General features: G+C 44.8%; 14 protein-coding genes and 1 pseudogene. 8 read left to right on the top strand and 7 right to left on the bottom strand.

All coding sequences use genetic code 11. The annotated features are described in order from the left end of the window. Both I3248_RS08065 and I3248_RS08060 read left to right on the top strand, forming a co-directional pair. Positions 1 to 118: pseudogene (locus I3248_RS08065) on the top strand (IS5/IS1182 family transposase); the annotation flags it as partial. After that, complete coding sequence (locus tag I3248_RS08060; RefSeq protein ID WP_238063237.1) at positions 115 to 1,332, top strand: hypothetical protein; 1,218 nt, start codon at positions 115 to 117, stop codon at positions 1,330 to 1,332. The pseudogene I3248_RS08065 and the gene I3248_RS08060, both read left to right, overlap by 4 nt. A gap of 277 nt (positions 1,333 to 1,609) precedes the next feature. Here I3248_RS08060 and I3248_RS08055 read toward each other — a convergent pair whose 3' ends face one another. Both I3248_RS08055 and I3248_RS08050 read right to left on the bottom strand, forming a co-directional pair. Beyond that, positions 1,610 to 1,831: a hypothetical protein gene (locus I3248_RS08055; protein ID WP_238063236.1), complete on the bottom strand. Its 222-nt coding sequence runs from the start codon at positions 1,829 to 1,831 to the stop codon at positions 1,610 to 1,612. Between the two features lie 277 nt (positions 1,832 to 2,108). After that, positions 2,109 to 2,741 (bottom strand): superoxide dismutase, encoded by a 633-nt coding sequence (locus I3248_RS08050; RefSeq protein WP_238063235.1) that lies wholly within the window; start codon positions 2,739 to 2,741, stop codon positions 2,109 to 2,111. Positions 2,742 to 3,180: 439 nt separating this feature from the next. Here I3248_RS08050 and rdgB point away from each other — a divergent pair, with 439 nt between their 5' ends. From rdgB to I3248_RS08025, 5 genes are all read left to right on the top strand, one after another. Beyond that, complete coding sequence (gene rdgB, locus I3248_RS08045) at positions 3,181 to 3,870, top strand: RdgB/HAM1 family non-canonical purine NTP pyrophosphatase (RefSeq protein WP_238063234.1); 690 nt, start codon at positions 3,181 to 3,183, stop codon at positions 3,868 to 3,870. Between the two features lie 330 nt (positions 3,871 to 4,200). Further along, entirely contained in the window at positions 4,201 to 5,544 is a 1,344-nt protein-coding gene (gene tig / locus I3248_RS08040) for a trigger factor (protein WP_238063233.1), read from the top strand. Between the two features lie 439 nt (positions 5,545 to 5,983). Further along, positions 5,984 to 6,625 carry an ATP-dependent Clp endopeptidase proteolytic subunit ClpP gene (gene clpP, locus I3248_RS08035; RefSeq protein ID WP_201559027.1) on the top strand — a complete coding sequence of 214 codons (642 nt, stop codon included), beginning with the start codon at positions 5,984 to 5,986 and terminating at the stop codon, positions 6,623 to 6,625. Positions 6,626 to 6,773: 148 nt separating this feature from the next. Then, positions 6,774 to 8,048 carry an ATP-dependent protease ATP-binding subunit ClpX gene (gene clpX, locus I3248_RS08030; protein WP_025646274.1) on the top strand — a complete coding sequence of 425 codons (1,275 nt, stop codon included), beginning with the start codon at positions 6,774 to 6,776 and terminating at the stop codon, positions 8,046 to 8,048. Between the two features lie 251 nt (positions 8,049 to 8,299). Continuing rightward, a complete protein-coding gene (locus I3248_RS08025; RefSeq protein WP_269117163.1) occupies positions 8,300 to 9,325 on the top strand; it encodes an SDR family oxidoreductase in 1,026 nt (341 codons plus the stop codon). Between the two features lie 119 nt (positions 9,326 to 9,444). On the opposite strand, the gene I3248_RS08020 is transcribed toward I3248_RS08025, so the two are convergent. The 3 genes from I3248_RS08020 to argS all read right to left on the bottom strand — a co-directional run bounded on the left by I3248_RS08020 (position 9,445) and on the right by argS (position 13,464). Then, positions 9,445 to 10,539: a PTS sugar transporter subunit IIC gene (locus I3248_RS08020; RefSeq protein ID WP_238063232.1), complete on the bottom strand. Its 1,095-nt coding sequence runs from the start codon at positions 10,537 to 10,539 to the stop codon at positions 9,445 to 9,447. A gap of 179 nt (positions 10,540 to 10,718) precedes the next feature. Next, positions 10,719 to 11,540, bottom strand: a complete 822-nt coding sequence (locus tag I3248_RS08015) for an SPOR domain-containing protein (protein ID WP_238063231.1) — start codon at positions 11,538 to 11,540, stop codon at positions 10,719 to 10,721. A 94-nt stretch (positions 11,541 to 11,634) separates the two neighbouring features. After that, on the bottom strand, positions 11,635 to 13,464 hold the full coding sequence (gene argS, locus I3248_RS08010; RefSeq protein WP_238063230.1) for an arginine--tRNA ligase: 1,830 nt from the start codon (positions 13,462 to 13,464) through the stop codon (positions 11,635 to 11,637). Positions 13,465 to 13,719: 255 nt separating this feature from the next. Here argS and I3248_RS08005 point away from each other — a divergent pair, with 255 nt between their 5' ends. Next, positions 13,720 to 13,938: a DUF2788 domain-containing protein gene (locus I3248_RS08005; protein WP_238063229.1), complete on the top strand. Its 219-nt coding sequence runs from the start codon at positions 13,720 to 13,722 to the stop codon at positions 13,936 to 13,938. On the opposite strand, the gene I3248_RS08000 is transcribed toward I3248_RS08005, so the two are convergent. After that, the gene (locus I3248_RS08000) at positions 13,935 to 15,083 is read right to left on the bottom strand and encodes a DUF1176 domain-containing protein (RefSeq protein ID WP_238063228.1); all 1,149 of its coding nucleotides are present in this window, start codon (positions 15,081 to 15,083) and stop codon (positions 13,935 to 13,937) included. The two genes, I3248_RS08005 and I3248_RS08000, sit on opposite strands and share 4 nt — an antisense overlap. Before the next feature lie 41 nt (positions 15,084 to 15,124). Beyond that, complete coding sequence (gene cmoB / locus I3248_RS07995) at positions 15,125 to 16,159, bottom strand: tRNA 5-methoxyuridine(34)/uridine 5-oxyacetic acid(34) synthase CmoB (RefSeq protein WP_238063227.1); 1,035 nt, start codon at positions 16,157 to 16,159, stop codon at positions 15,125 to 15,127. Positions 16,160 to 16,326 lie beyond the last annotated feature (167 nt).

Genomic DNA, 16,326 nt, shown 5'->3' with positions numbered 1-16,326 from the left:
AATAGGCTTAATCAAGTTGTTTAAAATCGTGGCTCATAAATATCGCAACCGTCGTCAGCGCTATGATCTTAGAATGAAGCTGTTTGCTGGTATCATTAATTCCGAGCTTAAACTATGACTTTTGCAAGAGGTCTAATTGCGACTTCACGCACTGGAGTACATGAACGTCTTCGTGCAAAGCTTAAAGATATACGGTTCGAATACAATGAAATTAGTCTTGATATGCTTTTTGAAGATGAAATATATGAATTAATTGATATAATTGATAATTTGGGTATGTGGGGAGATAAAGCTGGACTACCACAAGATTTGAAAGCTAAATTCATTAAAGAGAAAAACAGCTCTCAACTTTCTTTAACTCTTCTAAACTTATTTAATGCACCTCAATTTAAAGAAAGAGTATTGAATGAACTATCACCTCTTCTAAGTAATACTAAAATTAAAGATACAATCTTTGCAATCGCCTTATGTCAAGTTGTTGATATTGAATGCGATTTCAGTATAATATCCGAGATATCAGGTAATGATGAAATATATAGTGCAGAGATGAAAAGTAACGTGAATTTTCGGAATCTATTCCATATTACTACCCAAGGGATAAAAACGAAGTCTAGTCTTTTCTGTTTATCTATAATTAGAAATTATTTTTCGCCAACTTATGTCACGAATATATTGCAAGTGATCGCACAACGTCTCAATGGGTATAGTTCTAAAGATTACCAACAAAGTGTAATATTTAAATCGATTTTAAGATTTTCTTTTATAGAAAGATTGTTGTCTGATACAAATAAAAAAGGTAGCCTTAAAAAATACTATGAAAACTTAAAAGTTTCTGTTGACTGGTTAAAAAGAGATCCTCACTTTTGGTTACAGTATGGAATGGCCCATATTACGTTCAAAGAATATGGAAAGGCTCAACAATTTCTAGACCAATCTTATGCTTTAGCCTTAAAAAAAGATAGTGATTACTACACAAGCTATATAGACATACAGCAAGCCAGACTATTAATTCTAGTAGCAATGGGCGAAAATGAATCGAATAAAATATATACGAAATTTTCAAAAGCTCATTCAATGCTCTATAATTTAGAAAACAATGTATATAAATTCAGACAGGTTCTAATGTATAGAGAATTTTACAATTCATGTTATACAAAACTATCTAAAGGTAATCAAGTAGCATTTCAAAGATCCTGTCAAAAAATAATAAAATCAATTGATATTTCAGTTAATAAAGGGGAAGTTAATTTGTTCCAGCAGTATCCTATAAGAAAAGCAAAAGAAGATTTAGAATTTGTTTTAGAATCAATTTCTAACTTAACTGGTGTCTAGAATTCAGCTTAGTACCTCAAACCAAAAAAAGGACGCTTCACGGCGTCCTTTTTCAAATCAAATGCTTAATAAAAATTACACGTCAACGCCAACATCTTGACCTTTATATTTTGCGTTTGCCTATTCCTCGTTCACTAGCTTATCGATAAGTGTATTTAAATGATCAAGATTTAATGGGCGCAGACTTAACATACCAACTTACACTCACAAACAGCAATACCGCAAGCATTGCACCAAACACTTCTACCGCAAGCAGTATCTGTCCTATCGGTTCTGCCTAGCGCGGGAAAATGTTGGCAATATCCGCCGCATACACCGCAAAAAACTCCACCGCGAGCAATAGCAGTATCTTGCCGCGCATCGCATGACCGTCAATTCCCGTGAATAGCTGCCAAATGCTCAGCAGCCCAAGGGTCATCAAAAACACATTAAATAGCGTCATTACCATCGGTGAGTAGTCAGGAAACGCCCGCATCCCTACCAAGTTGCTAAATATCATAAAGCATAGATTATAGATTAATGACCGACAGTGTTAATATGGCAAGTACAGCCATGCGCGCTTTGTTCACGAGCTCCCTCGTGTTAATTCCATTTTTTATTGAAAATCATTATAGTGCTGCTGAACATTTTTTTCTGATAAAGGTTCGCTGGCGATCACTTACTTTCTGTAATGCATCAATAAAGTGTTCTAAAAATAACCGCAATTTGATTTCGCCCACAAAAAAAGGACGCCTCTCAGCGTCCTCTTTTTATTTACAAATCAAAAGCTAGGTAGCTTATTTACCTTCAACACCAGCATCTTGACCTTTGTATTTTGCGTTTGCGTAGTCCCAGTTCACTAGCTTGTCTAGGAACGTGTCGACGTAATCAGGACGACGGTTACGATAATCGATATAGTAAGCGTGCTCCCACACATCACAAGTTAATACCGCGATTTTGTCGTGTGCAAGTGGGTTATCTGCATCACTCGTTTTCATGATAGAGAGTTTGCCGCCAACTTTATCAGCAACTAGCCATGCCCAACCTGAACCGAACTGTGACGTCGCTGCATTTTTGAACTCTTCACGGAATTTGTCATAACTACCGAAGTCTTCTTCGATTTTACCTTTTAGATCACCTGTTGGCTCGCCGCCGCCATTGTCAGGCGTCATGCAGTTCCAGTAGAACGTGTGGTTCCAGACTTGCGCTGCTTGGTTAAACATAGTTTGTTTGCTATCGTCTTTTGCCGTAGCTTCAATGATCTCAGGTAGTGTCTTATCTTCAAGACCAGAACCTGGTAGCATATCTTTTAATTTATTTACGTAAGCTGCATGGTGCTTGTCATGATGATACTCTAGTGTCTCGGCACTGATATGTGGCTCTAGTGCGTCTTTAGCATAAGGTAGATCTGGTAGTTTGATATTTGACATAGTTATTTTATCCTTGCTGTTTTAGCCAACACTTTATAGCCGTAATCTCTACACCGTTTTGATGATAGAGCTCGCTATTAAATAGAAGACTAAGTTGGCTGAGTTTATTATTAGTGAATATGCACTGGTGCTTGAAGTACCTTGAAATACTTAGACACCTTATTATAAATTCCTTTATCAGAAATCTAAAAAGTTATAACCCTAAAACGAGCTTAATGACTCCGAGTGGCTACTTATCGATTTAAATCAATGTTATAGATTCTAATGAATAAGAAGTAAACTCAAAGGGCATAAGCTGTAAGCTATAATTCACTGTAGCTTGTGAGCTAGTATAACAATAGTCGCGGGTGATATCCGTTACTAAATGTTATAGAGCATTCGCTAACTAGTATAGGCTAGCGGATAACGCAGACAACTTCTCAAATCTTGGATAGTTTTTATGAATACCCCCACTTCGCAAACGCTTGCACAGAGCCCGTCAAAGGATGAGTTCAGCGAATTTTCAGGACAGAAGCAGTTTTCGGCACAAAGTCAATGGGTGCTAGCCAGCAATAATAAAGGCAAGCTTGCCGAGTTTGAGCGATTATTTGCAGCAGCGAACTTGGACATTACCATCACACCTCAAGGTCAGCTCAATATAGCAGATGCGATTGAGGACGGTTTGAGCTTCGTTGAGAACGCCATTATCAAGGCGCGTCATGCTAGCCGTAGCAGCGGGTTGCCGGCGATCGCCGATGATTCAGGCTTATGTGTACCAGTGTTAGGTAATGCGCCCGGCATCTACTCTGCTCGCTATGCCGGCGAGCATGGCAATGACGCTAACAATAACGCCAAGCTTATCTCTGACTTGCAGCCTATTCGTAAGCAAAACCCAAACGCACCTATTAAGGGGATGTTCGTCTGTGTATTAGCGCTGGTCCGTCACGCTGATGACCCGCTTCCGATTATCGCTCAAGGCTTATGGCAAGGCGAGATATTAGACGCGCTACATGGCGATGGTGGTTTTGGTTATGATCCACTATTTTGGTTACCCCAATTAGAGGCAACGGCGGCAAGTTTGGATAGTGCTCATAAAAACCAAATCAGTCATCGCGGACAAGCGATTAGGCAATTATTGCAGCAATTATGAGGTTTTGGGCATCTATTTATCTCTTTTTGCAAGCAATTTAAAGCAAATATACGCTTAGGTAAACAGATAGCTTTTACTTTAATTAGTAGATAGATTATACTGTTCTACTTTTAAATTTTATTGCTGCTGGGCTAAGGCCCTTTTATTTGATAAAAGACTGACTAAAACAGTAATCAGGGTTACAGGCAGCGGTAATGGTTATCAGCGCTCAGTGTTTAAGCTGATATCTGCAATACCCTATTCATTCTAACGGCAATCGATAACTCGTTTATCTTTATCCATATATAAGCGCGATTGGCTATTATTTTAATCATCTAAGGTGTAATTAACATGGCTACAGATTTACAAGTCACAACCAACAAGCTGTCTAACAAAGAGACACAACTGACGGTTAAAGTTCCTGTTGAAAAAATCCAAAGTAAAGTCGAAGGCCGCATCAGCCAAGTGGCGAAAACCGCCAAAATCGACGGTTTTCGTAAAGGCAAAGTGCCAATGTCGCACATCCGCTCACAGTACGGTGCGGGCATCCAGCAAGAAGTGATCAACGATGTCATCCGTGATACTGTCTTTGAAGCGATCAAAGAAGAGGACATCCGCGCCGTTGGTATGCCAAATATCGACGACGTTAAACTTGAAGATGACTTCTTAGTGTATCAAGCGACTGTTGAGATCTTCCCAGAAGTGGAAGTACAAGGTATCGATGAGATCGAAGTAGAGCGTCATACTGCTACTGTTGATGATGCTGATGTCGATACTATGATCGAAAACCTACAAAAGCAGCGTCAAGAGTACGTTGAGAAAAAAGGTAAAGCGACCAAAGATACTCAGGTCACTTTCGACTTTGAAGGTTCAATCGACGGCGAGAAGTTTGAAGGCGGTAGCGCTGAAGACTTCAAACTAGTCATCGGTAGCGGCCAGATGATTCCAGGCTTTGAAGACGGTATCAAAGGCATGAAAGCTGGCGAAGAAAAGACCATCGATGTGACTTTCCCAGAAGATTATCAAGCCGAAAACTTAGCGGGTAAAGAAGCTCAGTTCAAAATCAACGTTAAACTGGTCGAAAAACCTAAGTTACCTGAGATCGATGAAGAGTTCCTTGAGCTGTTCGGCGTGACTGAGGGCGGCGTAGACAAACTAAAAGAAGATGTGCGCAAAAATATGGAACGCGAAATCAAGAACGCCGCGCGTAGCCAAGTGAAGCAAGCGACTTTTGATGCGCTACTAGAGAAAAACGAATTTGATGTGCCAAGCGCGATGCTAGAGCAAGAGATCGATCGTCAGCGTAGCATGATGATGCAGCGTTTCGCTCAGCAGTTCGGCTCAAGCGCTGATAGCTTTGATAAAGATATGCTTCCTAATGAGCTGTTCGAAGAGCAAGCCTTACGTGCCGCGCGTCTAGGTATCATCGTCGCTCGCCTCATCGATACTAAGGGTATTGAGGTCGATCAAGATCGCGTCGAGACTTTCATTAAAGAAGCTGCTGAAAACTACGAAGATCCAGCTGAGGTCATCGAGTACTACACTAATGACAAGCAGCAACGCGCAAATATCGAATCAGTCGTGTTAGAAGACCAAGTGGTTGACTATTTGATTGAGCAAGGTAAAGTCACTGATAAAGAAGTCAGCTATCAAGACCTGCTCGCGGCTCAGCAACAGCAGCAGCAAGCAATGTAGTCAGTGAGTCTTACCGCCTTTGCGCATGAATGAGCGATCATTACCGCATTGAGTGCTAGCGAGATATATAAATTGCCTCAACACCTTTGTTGGGGCATTTTTGTCAGTACGATTTGCTTTTGACCATGACGAATAGTGAGTTTTTTACTATCTTTGCTACGCTGCCCTTGATAATTGATGACTGACGCCTTATTAATAGGGGACAATTTATCATTTGTGACGCTAAGCATTTACTAGTACGCCCTAAAAAAGTTACTATTGCTGGACTTTTTAATTTATAGCTTAGTCCGTTCACAGACTAACCCCTCTATTCTAAAAACAGCGCTTTTTATAAAAACAGTTATTTTATTACTACCCTTTTCTACTTACCTTTAAATATTAGGACATTTCTATGACAGATTATGATCGCATCACTGCCAATCCTCATTTCGATATGCTGATGAGCGCCCACGATCAAGTGCAAAGTTCAGGCCAAGCGGCACAAGGCGCTCTCGTCCCTATGGTGGTTGAGCAGTCCGCACGCGGCGAGCGTTCGTTCGATATTTTCTCGCGTCTATTACGTGAGCGGGTGATATTTTTGACCGGTCAAGTCGAAGATCACATGGCCAACCTTATCGTCGCTCAGTTGCTATTCTTAGAAGCGGAAAACCCGGACAAAGATATCCATTTATATATCAACTCTCCAGGTGGTTCTGTAAGTGCCGGTCTCGCTATTTTTGATACGATGAACTTCATCAAGCCTGAAGTGTCAACCATCTGTATGGGCGGCGCTTATAGCATGGGTTCGTTCTTGTTGGCAGCGGGCGAGCGCGGTAAACGCTATGCGCTAGCTAATTCGCGCGTGATGATTCATCAGCCATCGGGCGGCGCGCAAGGTCAGGCGACTGATATCGAGATTAACGCGCGTGAAATCATCAAGACTCGTGCCCGTCTCAACGAGATTTTGGCTGAGCGTACCGGCCAGCCAGTAGAGAAGATCGAAAAAGACGTTGAGCGTGACTACTGGTTAGATGCCAAGGAAGCCAAAGAGTATGGTTTAGTCGATGAAGTATTAGAGCGTCGCCCTGCTGACCTTAAGTAATCTCTGATAGTTATGATTGAATACTGAATACTCCAATGCTGATAATTTAAGTAGTTAGACATTGGAGTATTAGGGTTTAAGTAGACGACTGACTCACCGTTATCGATAAGTTTTAAACTAAAAAGCAAGATTTTAGGAGTGCCTCTATATGGCAAAAGATAAGACCCCGCAGTGCTCATTTTGCGGTAAAGCCAAAAGTGAAGTAAAACAGTTAATTGCCGCTGATGATGCCAATATCTGTAATGAATGTGTTGAGCTTTGTACTGACCTCATCGTAGACAGCGTTGACGAGGAAGAAACAGATGGCGAGCTTGATACCTCATGGGTCAACAAAAAGCTACCGACTCCTAAGGAGCTGCGCGCCAAGCTTGATGACTATGTAATCGGTCAGGACGCGGCCAAAAAAGCCTTGGCCGTTGCAGTTTATAACCACTATAAGCGTCTTAAAGTCAGCCAAACTTTGGCCAGTGATAAGAAAAAAGCTAAGATCGGCGCGGATGATGCGATGGTTGAGTTGGCCAAGAGTAATATTTTGCTAATCGGTCCGACCGGCTCAGGTAAAACCTTGCTCGCGCAGACGTTAGCGCGCCTTCTTGACGTGCCTTTCGCTATGGCGGATGCAACAACGCTCACCGAAGCGGGTTATGTCGGTGAAGATGTCGAAAACATCGTACAAAAACTACTGCAAGCTTCTGACTATGATGTCAGCAAAGCCGAACAAGGTATCATCTATATCGATGAGATCGACAAAATCAGTAAAAAAGGTGAGAACCTATCGATCACTCGTGATGTCTCAGGCGAAGGCGTTCAGCAAGCACTGCTCAAGCTCATCGAAGGCACAGTTGCTGCTATTCCGCCGCATGGTGGTCGCAAGCATCCACAGCAAGAGCTGATCCAAGTCGATACCAGTAATATCTTGATTATCGTAGGTGGTGCTTTTGCTGGTCTCGATAAAGTCATCCAGCAGCGCACTGAAAAAGGCGGTATCGGTTTCAATGCTGATGTCAGCTCAAAAGACGATAGCCGCCGCAGCTCAGACTTACTACAGCTTGTCGAGCCAGAGGATTTGATTAAGTTTGGCCTGATCCCAGAGCTGATTGGCCGTTTGCCGGTATTAGCCGCATTAGAAGAGCTCGACGAAAATGCGCTCATCCAGATATTGACTGAGCCTAAGAACGCTTTGGTGAAGCAATACGAGTATCTCTTCGATATGGAAGGCGCTAAGATTACCTTTACCGAAAAGGCGCTTGATGCCATTGCCAAAAAAGCCATGGAGCGCAAAACAGGGGCGCGTGGTCTACGTTCTATCGTCGAAAACGCCTTGCTAGAAACTATGTATGAGCTACCATCGATGGAAAATGCTAAGTCAGTCACTGTCGATGATACCGTCATCAACGAAGGCAAAATCCCTAAAATTGCCTAGCTCTTCATTGTTGGCAGTTATAGGCTTATTAAATAATACAAAGGTGTCTAGCATTATGTATGCTAGACACCTTTTTTTATGCTAAAAGATGACAGCTGCGTATACTGATGGGTTTCAGTTGCAAGCCTAAGTCGTGATAAGCTCACATCATGTTCGTTTGTATTTAACGTGTTATTTTATCTATTTAACGCTCGTACTTAATACCTCATTACTTTTATTATTACTCTCATCATTACAAAGGATTGTTACTCATGTTGAACTCTATGACCGCGGCCCTACGCCAGCATTTGCCTGACTCCTTACAACCTCATGCCTCCAATAGCACGCAAAGCGAAGATATCAGCGACTTTTATAGAGGTCACGTCGCCGCAATTACTGGTGCAGGCTCGGGTATGGGCCGCGCGCTTGCTATCCATTTGGCCAAAATGGGCTGTGAGGTGGCGCTCTCAGATATCAGTGCAGAGCCGCTCGCTGAAACGCAAAAACTGCTCGAAGGTTATGATGTTAAAAGCACTATTAGTGTCCTTGATGTTGCGGACAAAGATGCCGTTTATAACTGGGCGGATAGCGTAGTCGCCGACCACGGCAAAGTGAACTTTGTGTTCAATAATGCCGGCGTGGCGCTCTACTCGACGGTCGAAGGTAGTAGTTTAGAGGAGCTAGAATGGGTGATGGATATCAACTTCTGGGGCGTGGTATATGGCACCAAGGCCTTTTTGCCACTGATCAAAAACAGCGTCAAGCTTAGTGAAACCGATGCCAGTAAAGCCAAAGCCGATAATAAATCACGTCAATTCAATGAGCATGGGCACATCGTTAATATCTCAAGCCTATTTGGTCTCACCGCTCAGCCATCTCAGTCTGCTTATAACGCCAGTAAGTTTGCGGTACGCGGCTTCACTGAGAGCTTGCGTCAAGAGCTCGATATTCAGCGTAGCGGCGTCTCAGCGACTTGTATTCATCCGGGCGGTATCCGTACTAATATCGCCAACAGCGCCCGCGGTAACGATAGCATCAGCGAGCTTGGCATGCGCTCAGGCCCGAGCGCCATTCGCAGCTTTAATAAGTTTTTGAAATTTGATGCCAATGAGGCCGCTTGGATTATTCTAGAAGCCGCCGCTACCAATCAGCCGCGGCGCTTGATTGGTAATGATGCTAAGATGATAGATGCGGTGCAGCGGGTATTCCCAAACCGTTATAGCAAGATATTGAATGACGTTAATAAGCTATCTCGCAAGATGAAAAAACGCAACTCAGCAAAACCCAGTCGTTCTTAGTTCACTTGTTTGTTTCATCCCTCATTTATGATGGCAATAAAAAACACCTAAGCTCTAAAGCTTAGGCGTTTTTTATAGTTGCGAGTTTTGTATATATGCGTTTATTTATTGCATACGCGTTAGGGTAATTTCATATCGCCCGCGACTAGCCAGCCTGATTTTCGCATTAGCCAAGCCACAGATCCGGCAATAATGGCTGGCAATACAAACATCAGTAAGATAATCGCCGTCCACAACTGCGTAGTGCTCATCAGGTCCTGTGAGGCTTCAATCACTCCGAATACTCCTACCAGTCCAGCCGTACCCATACCTGCGCCGGTCGCAGTACAAGCCAGCTTAAACACTACTGTTGCGATAGGTCCAACGATGGCGCTCGCTACGATGGCAGGTAATAAGATAATCGGCTTTTTGAGGACATTAGGAATTTGCAGCATGCTCGTACCAAGGCCCTGCGAGATGACGCCACTAAAGCCATTATCCTTAAAGCTAGCAACCGCAAAGCCAATCATGTGCGCGGCGCAGCCGACCACCGCCGCGCCGCCAGCGAGGCCGCCAAGGCCAATAGCGATACAGATAGCCGCACTAGAGGTTGGTAGTGTCAGCAAGATACCGACGATGACCGCGATGACGATGCCCATGAGTAGCGGCTGTAATTCCGTGGCTGCTTGAATGCCTTGACCAACTGCATTGACTGCGACGACTACCGGTGGATTAAGAAAAGCGCACACCGCCCAAGCCACCGTACAGACTACTAAAGGCACCAGCAAGATATCGAGCTTGGTCTTACCTGAGACCCAAGTACCCGCCCGATAGGCAAACACGGAAGCTAAATAAGCGCCAATAGGATTACCAGGCAGCGCCAAAAAAGTAGCCGGCCCAGCGTCTTGCGCGGTAAACAATGTCCCTGCGATAAAGGCTTCAGTATGCGCGCCAAGCATACCAGCGACCAAGCAGCTAAGCATCACTAGCGTCGGTGCTTTGAGATAGTAAGCGATACCTACGCCTATCCCTGCGCCCATTAGCACAGAGGCAAGTTTGCCGATAGCCATCAGCGCCGGGATCTGCAACCAACCACCGATTTGCGAGATGATAAGTCCAGCGATTAAAGTGACAAATAGCCCCAAGGCCATACCTGTAAAAGCATCGATAAAATACTTTTGAAAGAATGATTTGATCATCCCAGTTGATGCTGTTGTCGTCTCAGCTGAGTTCATGAGTAGGCTCTCACTGTTCGTTTATAAAGGGCGATAGTCTTGCTGATGGCTATCGGCTCAGATAATCCATAATTAAAATATTTTATCGTTAAAACAAGCGCTTGCTCAGTGCACTCAGCAAAAAAATAGCACAAAAAAAGCGTCGATGTGACGCTTTTCTTGTTAGTAACTTCTTGCCGCTAGCGGCGCTGCTCGACGATAATAGAGTCAATACCGTTGTTTTGTAGGCGCTGCTGAGCGCTAGTGACTTCTTGACGAGTCGTCATCGACCGTGAAATCACTTGATAAATAGGCAAGCCATTACCAGTCGTATTTTTGACGACTTTGGCATCGACCCCTGCCATCAGCACTTGCGCGCGGCGACGATCCGCTTCATCAGCATCACCGAAGCTATTGATTTGTAGGATATAAGTTGGTGCTTGCGCTCTTTGTACTGTCGCTGCGCCGCTGTTAGCAGCCGTATTGGCGTTATTGCTTGCATTACTATTAGGAGATGCAGGCGTAGTGCCGTCATAAGTGACATTTTCTTCTACTATGGTAATCTCATTACTAGCACTACTGTTATTAGCTGCTGAATTGCTACTCGGTTCAATCGTTGTAGTTTCAGAGATACCAAAATTGCCGGTATCATTACTATTGTCAGCGTTAGTCTCAGGCTGAGTCACGACAACATCAGCCTCAAAGTCGTCAGTAGCCCCTAAGCGATCATTCTCGGCTCCGCCGATATCTTCATCAGGAATAGTCGCCATCTCTTGGTTAGGCAAGATATCATAAAACTCATAATCGGCATTGTCAGTGTCCGTCTCCACGCGCGGCTGTATCTGCCTATCAGCATCAGCTGCGGTTTCACTGCCTGCGGGGCTGAAATTGAACAAGGGCGAGAGATATATAAACACCCCTATCATTAGCGTCAGTATTGCACCAACGAACATCCACAATAAGCCTGATACGCTACTCGACTTACGTTTTTCAGTGGCGCCTCTAGGTTTTTTGGCTAACATGGATCGGTTTCTCCCTACTGAGTTTATATAAGACTATGTTGATATAAGACTATATTAATCTAAAACCACACTGATAGCAGTATAACGTATTCGCCTACATGCTAGAAGGCGCAGTCAGCCCTAATAGATTTAGGCCATTAGCCAGTACTTGCCGAACCGCCTTTGACAAACGCAGGCGCGCCTGCATCATATCTAGCTCCTCAGCGCTCGGTGTCGCCCCTGAGGTCAAGCTCATAGGCAAGATACGGTTGGTGTCATACCAGCCGTGGAACAGCGCGGCTAACTCTTTGAGGTAGTTGGTCAAAATATGCGGCTCATAACCTGTTGCGGCGCGCAATAAAGTCGCAGGATAAGCAGCTAGCAGCTTAATAAGCGCCTCTTCGCTTGGCGCGCGCAGCAAGTTTTGCTGCGCTGCACCTACGCTATCATCAACGCTCAGCCCGCTAGTTTCTAGTTTTTCTAATACGCGGCAGACGCGGGCGTGCGCGTACTGAATGTAGTACACTTGATTGTCTTTGCTCTGGGATTTGGCCAGCTCTAAGTCAAAGTCTACATGCACCTCAGGCTTACGCGCCACATAATAAAAACGCGCAGCATCATTACCGACCTCTTCACGTAGCTCACGCAGTGTCACAAACTCCCCAGAGCGCGAAGACATGGGTACTTTTTCGCTGCCACGCCATAAAGCAACAAACTGCACTAACACCACATCCAAACGCTCGGCGTCGATACCAAGAGCCAATAGCGCTGCTCGGACTCGCGGCACATAACCGTGATGATCCGCGCCTAAGACATCGATGACTTTATCAAAACCACGGTCAAACTTGTTTTTGTGATAAGCGATATCGGAGGCAAAATACGTGGTCTGACCATTCGCGCGGCGCACTACCCGATCTTTTTCATCGCCAAAATCCGTCGACTTAAACCAGATATTACCGTCTTTCTCGTATAGGTGGCCTTTGTCTTCTAATATTTGTAGCGCCGGCTCAATCTCATCAGTGATTGATCTTTCGCTAAACCAGCGCTCATAACGCACGCCAAAATCGTTCAAATCGTCTTTAATATCAGCCAAAATACCCGTCAACGCCGCATTAAGAAACAACTCATAGTTCGCGCCTAACAATGCTTTACTATTGGCAATTAAGCCATCGATATGCGCCTCTTTGTCACCTGAGATCAGCTCCTTGTCACCGTTCGCCGTGATATCGTACTGAGCATCAGCCGCAACGTCTTTGGCGACTTGCTCAAAAGAATGCACGTAACTGTTGCCGTGCTGCGTCTTTACCATCTCTGCGATATCGCGGACATAGTCGCCTTTATAAGCGTTAGAAGGGAAAGTCACGCTCTCGCCATTCGCCTCTAGATAGCGCAAATAAGTACTGGTCGCCAAGATATCCATCTGCCGGCCGGCGTCATTGACATAATATTCACGGGTAACGTCATAGCCGACGGCTTCAAGCAGATTGGACACACTCATACCAAAGGCGGCGCCGCGCCCATGACCGACATGCAGGCTTGAGGTCGGATTGGCGGAGACAAACTCGACTTGCACCTTTTGCCCTGCGTACTGCTCACTAAGACCAAAGCGGTCTTGTAGAGCGAAGATATCCTCTAAAACGGCAAACTTAGCATCACTGTTCAAAAACACGTTAATAAAGCCAGGCCCGGCGACATCCACTTGGCGGATATCTTGGTTGTCAGGAAGCGCGTTTACGATTTGCTCCGCCAACGCGCGCGGATTTGTTTTGGCGGCTTTGGCAGCGGTCATCGCGATGTTACTGGCAAAATCGCCGTGACTTAAATCCTTGGTACGAGTAATTTGGCTCTTATTTTGCCAATCAGCAGGCAATACGCCGCTTTCTTTTAGAGTTTGAACAGCATCATCAAACAGGGCGGCTAAAGTATCGATTTGGGCTTGTGACATAGGGGTATTAACTCAGATAAATAGGACAAAAAAGTGATAACCCGTAAATATAACAATCTTTGGGGTTTATTGCATCACAATTGACAAAAATAGTAGCGCTACGTGCTGATTTACGCACATAAATGGCTTAACACTACTTCGATGACTACTTAGTCGTAATAATCAGCGCTTAGCGGTTGTCCTACAGAGTTGATACACGCATATCACAGTGATAGAAGTTATAATGCTACCCAACTTATACCATAGGATGTAGATATGTTCGCCATTGCTGCTAACACAGTCACCAATTGGGGCCTGTATATATTACTACCGATATTTATCGCTTTTTTATTCTTTATTATGTTCGATATCTCTAAAAAATCCAATGCCGGCCGCGCGGGCACCTTTTGGATATTTTTGGCACTCGGCGCTGGGTTTATGGGCTTTTTGCTTAAATTGCTATTAGAGCTCGCCTTTAAGAAGTGGTTGATTTAAGGGGATAGCCCTTCACTGACAACCACTTCGCTGACATAAGTGGGCATATCCCAAGCGCCGCCAGGCTCTATCAGGCGACATAACCCTGTGGTCTGCTCAAGTGTTTTTGCAAAGGTTTTGCCATCCCAAACCCAGTGAGTCATTGACCAACAGTCGCCTAATCCGCGACCTTTATGCGCTGCGAATATCTCGCCATTGTCATAACGACTACCTGATGTAGTAATCAGCTGCGGGTTTTGGGGATGCGTATTATCTATAAGCCAGTAACCGCTGCCAAAATTATAAGCGCCCGTCCAACAGCTATGAACCGCTAACGTATGCTGACTATCTACGGGTATAAACGTCCAGTTAAGCTCACTTGGGCTATACTCTTGGATACTTTGGTAGGCTTTGGTTTTTGGATTGACCAGCTCACACTCTCCCATCCTCTCTTTTGTACCCATTAACTCCTCAGAGTCAATATCTACCCACGTATCGATATTATCTTGCAAATAACTCAAGGTCGATGGTGCAAGCGGCTGCTTGTCTGGGTCAGCATATACAAAGGCTTTTTTGATGATAGGTTTGGCATTAGCCGCTTTGGGAGTTTGCCGATTGGGATTATTCTTACTGACTAGTGCAAGCGATGTGCCTACTCGGCCTTGGACGTCGTCTAATTTCAATAATACAGCGGCCATACCTTTATCAGATATTTGCCAGTGGTAATCACCTCTTGCCAACACTATTTTAGTATTTTGGCGAGCGTGTTTGATAAGTTGAGCCGTTTGCTTGCTAGTCAGCTCTCCGTTTTCAACCTCACCATAAGGCTTATCATTTAGCCATAATTCAACAGGCTCGTTTGCCGCGTTAATTTGCGCGATTATCTCGTCTGATGCTTCCCAGTAGTTCAGTAAAACTTGCGTACGTGGTGTTTTCTCACCTGCCGTTACGGTCATCAAAACACTACCGCGCCAATCGTCTACTTCATCGGTATAACCGGCTGCGCGGCAAGTCAAAGTATTATCACAGACCAGTTGCCAATCACCGCTCACAAAGCCGCTGCCCTTGAACGCATCCCCGTAGGCGTCTGATGCGGCAGCAGATAGTGATGCTGCGGATAATAAGGCACTAACGCTCGCTACCCTCAAAAAATATAAGATTGTCATCTGTCACACTCCTTATGCCCAATAAACACGCCTTAAAAACCTCACCGCTTGGCGATAAGCGTCGCGCGCTTCGGCGCAGGATAGCCCTCAATCGTTTTACTCTGATCAGTGGAATCAAGAAAATCTGCCAGCGATTGATAGGTCATCCATTCGGTCGCGCGCTGTTCCTCTATCGTCGTCGCATCGATATCGACGCAGCGCACCTCACGAAACCCTACCTTTTCAAGCCAACCGATTAGCGCCGCAACCGATGGCAAAAAGTAGACATTATTCATCTGCGCGTAACGATCATGTGGCACTAGTACCGTATTAGCATCACCATCGATTACTAAAGTCTCAAGCACTAGCTCACCGCCTTTGACCAGCTGACCGCGCAGCTGCTGGAGATGCGCGAACGGCGACTGGCGATGATAAAGCACCCCCATACTAAACACCGTATCAAACAGCTGACTGTGCTCCGGCAGTGCCTCTAAGGGTACGGGAATATAGTGCGTGCGATAATTACCTGTATCATTGATATCCGCTGCACCAACAAAATGCCGAATTGCCATAAACTGATGATAAAACAGGCAGGACGGATCAACGATAATCACCGTCTGAGCACCTGCCCCCGCCATGCGCCAACCGTGATAGCCTGAACCGCCACCGACATCGAGTACCCGCCGACCTTTTAGCGGACTCAAATGCGGCGCTACCCGCTCCCACTTCCAGTCGCTATGCCACTCAGTATCTATCTGAATGCCCGAACTCTCATGACCTATTTGAAACGGTCCCTTTCGCCACGGCATTAATTGCTTAAGTAGCGCTAAAGCTTGCTTACGCTCAGAGTCATTAAGAGGAGCGTTAATAATAATAGCTGAACTATTTAAATTCACGCTATCGACGTTTAAATCAGGTAAACGCGCCACCGAGGACTGATAAGCGGGCGCATGCGCATAGTTGCGCTTATCTTTGATAGCGGTGAGCCATTCGGGTAATTTTGTCAGCCACTCATAAGCAATAGGATGCGTCTCAGCGATGGTTAATAAGGTTAAATATAGCTCACGTTCAGCGTTGGCAATGGTGTTGTTGGTCATAAAGTTTCAAGTTTCGCTTAGTTATCGTTGGCCAGATAAGAGGAAGAACAAAGAGAAAAAGATGAGCCTCAAGTTTAGCGCATTTTAATGGTCGTGAAATCTGCGGGGCATGGGTTATTTATTTTTAAGGGTTTATGCGTGCCTCGTCCCTCGGCAGAAGATCTTGT

The organism is Psychrobacter sp. Ps3 (assembly GCF_022129275.1).
GTDB lineage: Bacteria > Pseudomonadota > Gammaproteobacteria > Pseudomonadales > Moraxellaceae > Psychrobacter > Psychrobacter submarinus.
This window is presented reverse-complemented; position numbering and strand designations above follow the sequence as displayed.

Bases quoted from the DNA above. Each gene is read 5' to 3' on its own strand.
- I3248_RS08060 (WP_238063237.1), top strand. From the start codon at position 115: ATGACTTTTGCAAGAGGTCTAATTGCGACTTCACGCACTGGAGTACAT.
- I3248_RS08055 (WP_238063236.1), bottom strand. From the start codon at position 1,831: ATGATATTTAGCAACTTGGTAGGGATGCGGGCGTTTCCTGACTACTCA.
- I3248_RS08050 (WP_238063235.1), bottom strand. From the start codon at position 2,741: ATGTCAAATATCAAACTACCAGATCTACCTTATGCTAAAGACGCACTA.
- rdgB (WP_238063234.1), top strand. From the start codon at position 3,181: ATGAATACCCCCACTTCGCAAACGCTTGCACAGAGCCCGTCAAAGGAT.
- tig (WP_238063233.1), top strand. From the start codon at position 4,201: ATGGCTACAGATTTACAAGTCACAACCAACAAGCTGTCTAACAAAGAG.
- clpP (WP_201559027.1), top strand. From the start codon at position 5,984: ATGAGCGCCCACGATCAAGTGCAAAGTTCAGGCCAAGCGGCACAAGGC.
- clpX (WP_025646274.1), top strand. From the start codon at position 6,774: ATGGCAAAAGATAAGACCCCGCAGTGCTCATTTTGCGGTAAAGCCAAA.
- I3248_RS08025 (WP_269117163.1), top strand. From the start codon at position 8,300: ATGTTGAACTCTATGACCGCGGCCCTACGCCAGCATTTGCCTGACTCC.
- I3248_RS08020 (WP_238063232.1), bottom strand. From the start codon at position 10,539: ATGAACTCAGCTGAGACGACAACAGCATCAACTGGGATGATCAAATCA.
- I3248_RS08015 (WP_238063231.1), bottom strand. From the start codon at position 11,540: ATGTTAGCCAAAAAACCTAGAGGCGCCACTGAAAAACGTAAGTCGAGT.
- argS (WP_238063230.1), bottom strand. From the start codon at position 13,464: ATGTCACAAGCCCAAATCGATACTTTAGCCGCCCTGTTTGATGATGCT.
- I3248_RS08005 (WP_238063229.1), top strand. From the start codon at position 13,720: ATGTTCGCCATTGCTGCTAACACAGTCACCAATTGGGGCCTGTATATA.
- I3248_RS08000 (WP_238063228.1), bottom strand. From the start codon at position 15,083: ATGACAATCTTATATTTTTTGAGGGTAGCGAGCGTTAGTGCCTTATTA.
- cmoB (WP_238063227.1), bottom strand. From the start codon at position 16,159: ATGACCAACAACACCATTGCCAACGCTGAACGTGAGCTATATTTAACC.